Genomic DNA, 5,533 nt, shown 5'->3' on the forward strand with positions numbered 1-5,533 from the left:
AATTTGTACTGCCACTATTGCCTAATGGGGCAAAAGTTATTGGCGATGTTGGCACGGTTTTGTTTACGGCTAAATGGTTGCGAGACGATATAAAAATTATTGCAACTTTGAATGAAGAGGATCCTTTTCAGCAGAGATTTATTCCAATAACAAAACAGTTTGATATAGATATAAAGCGCTTAGAATCTTTAGAGTTTGAAAATTAGATAGTTATGAATCATCAGCAAATAAAAACCGTCGCCATTATTAATGATACCAGCCTCACAAACCATTATGGTTGCCTATTGGTTATGGAAAACCTCAGAGGTTTACTAGAAGAAGCTGGTGTTCAAGTGGTCTGGGCCTGGCCAGTTGGCAAGGATTGGCGGAAATATAAGCGTCAAATTTTAAACAAACCCAAAGTTGACTTGATTATTGTAAATGGTGAAGGAACGATTCACCACAGTGCTACACGTAAACATGCACGAGCCCTTAGCGAGTTTGCTGAATTTGCGAAACTAAAGCTTGATACCCCAAGTGTATTGATTAACGCAACGTTATATAAGAATCAACCAAGCTTGTACCAGACTCTTAAGTATTATCAAAATGTTTTTGTACGTGACAGAGAAAGCCTATTTGAGTTAAATCAAAATGGACTTCATGGTGAGTATGTGCCTGATATGACGTTTGCAAAGCAATTAAATATTGATGTTCAGCCCACAAAGAAAGGTCTTGTTATTGACACGGCCTTAAAGCATGAAATTCCGAAGCTGAAAGCTTTCTGTAAAAAAAATGCATTTGATTTTACTTCGATGGTTGTTGCACGACCTAAAAATGAAAACTTTTTTAAAAGTCCAAGGCCATTTGTTAAAAGTATTTATAAATGGCTTACCTTGGATCGTAAGAGAAGCACGAAGCCACAGGATTATATTAAACAGTTAAAAACATATCATGTTGTTGTTACTGGTCGTTACCACACAGTAACGATGTGCATTAAGCATCAAATTCCATTTATTGCGATTGAATCAAACACGCCAAAGATTTCTAACCTGCTTCAAGATTGTTATGGTTCTGTGCATCGAGTGATTAACTTTGAGAATTTGGATTCGATTAATTTAGCTGAGTACGCATTTTTTAGCCCAGAAGAGCAAGAATCGGCAAAACGTTTTTCTATGTTTGCTGAGCAGTCAATTGCTAATATGGTTGATAGTATTATTTACGGTTCAGAGTTTAAGGCATTGAAATGAAAATCTTAAAAAAATGGTTCCAGCGTTTAAATAAATCCCAAATGCAAAATGCGACACTGGAAGTAAAAATTGAATACCAGGCGGATAAAGTTTCCGTTCAGTGCGGGGAGGATAGGTTTGAACTTGAAGTTATGACAGGTGAAAGCTACGACAAAGAGCTTGTCGATTTCGTTACTTGGTTATGCTTGCCAATTGCTATGGCACGAAAAGCGAATCTATTCATCCATGGAGTAGGCTCAGCGCAAGCCAAGATCAATGCTGAAAAACTCAGTGACATATGGTCATCATGGCTTCCTGAGCGTTATTCAATGATTCAGGTTGACTATTCAGTCATTGAAAATGCGTTAAGCAGTGGAGAAAAAAAGTCATCTTTATTCTGTTTCTCTGGAGGCGTAGATTCAACTTACTCATTACTAAATGCTGGGTTTTCTACTAAACCGGATTTATTGACGGTTTTGGGAATGGATTATAATGCGGCCATGACAGAACAGTTTTCAGATCTTTGTACCAAGACGGAAAACTTCATATCAAACTATTCGGGTAAACGTATTGTTGTAAAAACAAATGCTTATGAAGTTTATAAAAAATATGGAATAGGCGGGCAACTGTCACATGTTTTTTTACTTTTTGGCGTTGGTTTGATGTTCGCAAAAAATTATGAAGGTTTATATTTGGCTGCAGATCATAGTGATTTTCAGCAATTTGAAGTGTTTCCAGCAGGTTCATTGTATCCAAGTAACCGTTGGTTTTTTGTTGACAATTTCAAGTTGCATGTTCATGGAGAAGATACAACAAGAGCTGAAAAAGTTGGTCAGTTGGCTAAAAATAATACGGCTCTAAATGCTATTTCGTTTTGCAAAAATCGTAAAATTAGGCCGCTTAATTGCGGTGTGTGTTCTAAGTGCATGCGGACGAAATACATGTTTTTAGCAAGTGTCGGATATATTCCCTGTGAAGTGTTTATAGACAACAAGACTTTGTCAAAAAATCTCAAGTTCTCAACTGACCCGGCTTTAAATAGGTCTTATATTCAAGATGCATATCGTGTTGCTTATCGATCAGGAAACCTGGATAAAGTCTCATTTATAAATGACTACTACCATAAATATATTTCAAGACGCTGATGTTCTATTTAAAAATATTACAGAATTTTATTGATCAACTATTCAATGCATTCAGTTTTAAGCAAGCCACAGGTGTAAGCTTATTTAAGATGCAATCGATCTTAAATCAAAAGCTTGAAGATCTAAAGTACACAAAATATAGAACCTTTTTTAAAAAGCTAGGCGGTTTTAATAATATTGGTTTTTTTGTCCACTATGGTTTAAAAGAAAAAAAACCTTGCTATATTACTAAAGTCGCCCCAAATTACTTAATTTCTCGTGAGCATTCATTTCTTAATTGGCAAGCAGAAAACCTAGGTAAAAAAAAGCAATTTTCTTCAAGCGTCGAAATGGTTGAAAAGATTGGTCAACATTATTTAGCATTGACTATGAGTTTCTATGGGCAAGCCGAACTTGTTTCCCAAGTTCAACTAAAAGACTTGTATCTTCGCATGAGGGCCTGTGATGAAGGTTTCAAACAGATAAAAAATCAAAATAAATCACGGCCAATGTTCCTTAATTCAATTGAGGGTGATACAAAAATTATCAACTTGATCAATAACTTTGTAACAACGCCTTCAAGTCAAAGTGCTTTTGAGTTTATTCAGCAATTCTTTAATTTAAGGTCTGGCATGTTGGTGAAATCTGGACTAAGTCCTGTCATGCTTGAAGAAGCTGCTAACCAGATTCACCAAGGACTCCAAGCTAAAAATCTCGAACCTTACTTCGGCTATGTTCATGGTGACTTCAAGAAAAATAACGTTCGCCTTAACAAGGGGGAGCTTTATTTAATTGATTTTTCCTATACAGCTTATGGTTTAAGAATTTGGGACTTAGGGTTTTGGTTTTCAAAACAGAAAAATATATCAATATCAAAGTTAAGAGAAATCGCGTTTTTTTTCGAACTAGACGAGTTTGAAAGCTTATTGTTTTTTTATTGTTTTATGTTGGCTAAATTGTTGCATATAGATAAAAATACGCTTAAAAAAAATGATCAAAAATTAATCTTAGAAATAATCGAGGAAATTAAAAATGCAAACATTGTCTAGAGGTGCGGATCTTAAGATTTTATTTTTTCTTCTCGGGACTTTCTTTTTTGGTTATAACCTTGCTAGAGGCTTTGATCTGAATTTTGAAATCCTTTATCTACCAATTTTAATTTTTGGAATCTATGTGTGGCGTAAATACCAAAATGAAATAGCGTTGCCAAAAACACTCAAAGTTTGGTTTTATATATTGTTTTTCTATTGGACCTTCACGGTCATTTCATCTTTTACACATTGGCCTTTGGGTTCAACGGCTTGGGCAAACTTAAATATTGCACATAATGTTTTCATTTTTATGTTGTTGGGTATAGCGATTTATGTATTAAAGCCTTCTGTTGATTTTTTCTGGGCTTTTATGGGGTTAGCGGGTGTAGCGGTTATTAGCTTGTTTGTGATGGAAGTTCATGCGGTCGGTGGGCTTGATGCGTTGGAAAGAGGTATAAGACTAGGGAGTGTTTATTTGCACCCAGTAAAAATGGGTGTTTTTGCTAATGGCGTATTCATTATTTTAATGGGTTCCTTGCCATGGGCTTTCCGAAAAGGTTGGAGCTTTTTTTCAATATGGATAATATTGGTCAGTTTGGTATTTTTGGCGATTGTGTTTTCGCAAACACGTCAGGCCTGGATCGGATGGCCGGAAGCGCTGATTGCTTGGTCAGTCTATTACGTATATTATTTCAGAGATACTTTAAATATAAGGCCTTATAAAGTTGTAATTGCCATTTTTGCACTCATATTGCTGATTGCGGCCACTTTAACCGTAACGCCCGCTAAAAAACTTTTTGTTGATCGAGTTAACCTAGCATTTAACAACGTAAGTGAGTACCTAGATCGTCAAACGTTTAGATCAAGTGTTGGTGAAAGGCTTATATCTTATGAAGGCGGGGTGCGCGGTATTGTGGATTACCCGTGGTTCGGGGTGGGGAGTGACCAATTTAGGGAAAAGCAAAGTTATTATACCGCGCAGGTAGCTAAAGAAGAATTCAGTATTGATTTTTCTGGTTTAGACTACCGTCATATGCACAACCAATATTTAATGTCATGGTTTACCTATGGTGTTTTTGTTTTTGTAATGGTTTTGTTTATGCTTGGTTTTTTGTTAGTTGTCTTTACAAAAGGTATCGCGAATGCGACTACTGAAAATAAGGCGTTTTGGGTCGCTGGTTTTGTTTTTACTGTAGCAAGTATTCTAGTGTTTGTCCCGGATTCGCCGTTGGTTAGAAGTGATACATCAGCGCATTTTTTACTGTTTTCAACTCTATTATTAAGTTTCGCATTACAGCATAAGCATCAAAATGAACCTTATAAATCAAATTAAAACGATTTTTTATAGTAATAAAATATATCACATTGAAGCAGCTGACCTTAAGAGGTCGGGCGGTTTAGATTTTAAGCTAGCCGGAGCGAATAACGCCGAAATTCAAAATGCTGAGTTAATATTGCCTCAACTGCAATATTATGTTGGGGTAAATCCAATTATGCATTTGCCGACAAATATGCTTGTAATGCCTGGCGGACATGCATTCTCAAATCCAAATCATCCCTTTCTAAAAACTTTAAAAGAAGGCCATCATTCATTATTTCAATTTTATTCAAAATTGGCCCCAAATAATATCGCGCAACTATATGGTCTTGAAGAAAAAGGGGAGCTGGGTGAAAGCCTTGAACCTTGGGAGATACCTTGGCTTTTACGTAAACGCCAAAAACCACGAGGAGAGGCTGGGTTGACATCAGAACACGGGCTTTCTTATTACGGACCAATTTCTGAACAGAAAGCTTTGCTTGAATATAAAAGGTTAACCAAAGTAGTAAAGAGTATTTCAAAACAAGGTTATCAAATGCATAAAGGCACAATAGAAGGTTTTTTTATGCGAAGTGGTAATGATTTTCGTTTTTTTGTGTTAGGAGGGAAACATCGCGTAGCGGCAATGGTTCACCTGGGTTATCAAACTGTTCCAGTAAGAATGCGTCCTAGTTATCCAAGAGTGATTGATAGATCTGATGCGTACAATTGGCCATTGGTTCGTAGTGGTGAAATCTCGGTATTATTAGCACAGCATATATTTGATGCATATTTTAATTGAGTTCAATTAATGCAGTTCTTTAAGCAATCCATAGAAGGTGTCTTTCTGATTAAGCCGCGTTTGTTTGAGGATGA

Annotated in this window: 5 protein-coding genes and 1 pseudogene; all 6 read left to right on the top strand. The window is 36.2% G+C overall.

Annotated features, from left to right (window positions below; genetic code table 11):
- Positions 1 to 206: pseudogene (locus IBX48_RS09645) on the top strand (hypothetical protein); the annotation flags it as partial.
- Between the two features lie 6 nt (positions 207 to 212).
- Positions 213 to 1,226 (top strand): polysaccharide pyruvyl transferase family protein, encoded by a 1,014-nt coding sequence (locus tag IBX48_RS09650; RefSeq protein ID WP_296833878.1) that lies wholly within the window; start codon positions 213 to 215, stop codon positions 1,224 to 1,226.
- Positions 1,223 to 2,350: a hypothetical protein gene (locus IBX48_RS09655; RefSeq protein WP_296833880.1), complete on the top strand. Its 1,128-nt coding sequence runs from the start codon at positions 1,223 to 1,225 to the stop codon at positions 2,348 to 2,350. The genes IBX48_RS09650 and IBX48_RS09655 overlap by 4 nt, the downstream gene beginning before the upstream one ends.
- Positions 2,351 to 2,439: 89 nt before the next feature.
- Positions 2,440 to 3,378: a phosphotransferase gene (locus IBX48_RS09660; RefSeq protein ID WP_296833882.1), complete on the top strand. Its 939-nt coding sequence runs from the start codon at positions 2,440 to 2,442 to the stop codon at positions 3,376 to 3,378.
- Positions 3,362 to 4,693 (top strand): O-antigen ligase family protein, encoded by a 1,332-nt coding sequence (locus IBX48_RS09665; protein ID WP_296833884.1) that lies wholly within the window; start codon positions 3,362 to 3,364, stop codon positions 4,691 to 4,693. Before IBX48_RS09660 ends, IBX48_RS09665 begins: the two co-directional genes overlap by 17 nt.
- A complete protein-coding gene (locus IBX48_RS09670) occupies positions 4,671 to 5,459 on the top strand; it encodes a hypothetical protein (RefSeq protein WP_296833886.1) in 789 nt (262 codons plus the stop codon). The genes IBX48_RS09665 and IBX48_RS09670 overlap by 23 nt, the downstream gene beginning before the upstream one ends.
- Positions 5,460 to 5,533 lie beyond the last annotated feature (74 nt).

The sequence above is a fragment of the Thiomicrospira sp. genome, assembly GCF_014859555.1.
Taxonomy (GTDB): Bacteria; Pseudomonadota; Gammaproteobacteria; order Thiomicrospirales; family Thiomicrospiraceae; genus Thiomicrospira.

What these genes read in the sequence shown, in the direction of transcription:
- IBX48_RS09650 (WP_296833878.1), top strand. Translation starts at nt 213, where the DNA reads ATGAATCATCAGCAAATAAAAACCGTCGCCATTATTAATGATACCAGC.
- IBX48_RS09655 (WP_296833880.1), top strand. Translation starts at nt 1,223, where the DNA reads ATGAAAATCTTAAAAAAATGGTTCCAGCGTTTAAATAAATCCCAAATG.
- IBX48_RS09660 (WP_296833882.1), top strand. Translation starts at nt 2,440, where the DNA reads ATGCAATCGATCTTAAATCAAAAGCTTGAAGATCTAAAGTACACAAAA.
- IBX48_RS09665 (WP_296833884.1), top strand. Translation starts at nt 3,362, where the DNA reads ATGCAAACATTGTCTAGAGGTGCGGATCTTAAGATTTTATTTTTTCTT.
- IBX48_RS09670 (WP_296833886.1), top strand. Translation starts at nt 4,671, where the DNA reads ATGAACCTTATAAATCAAATTAAAACGATTTTTTATAGTAATAAAATA.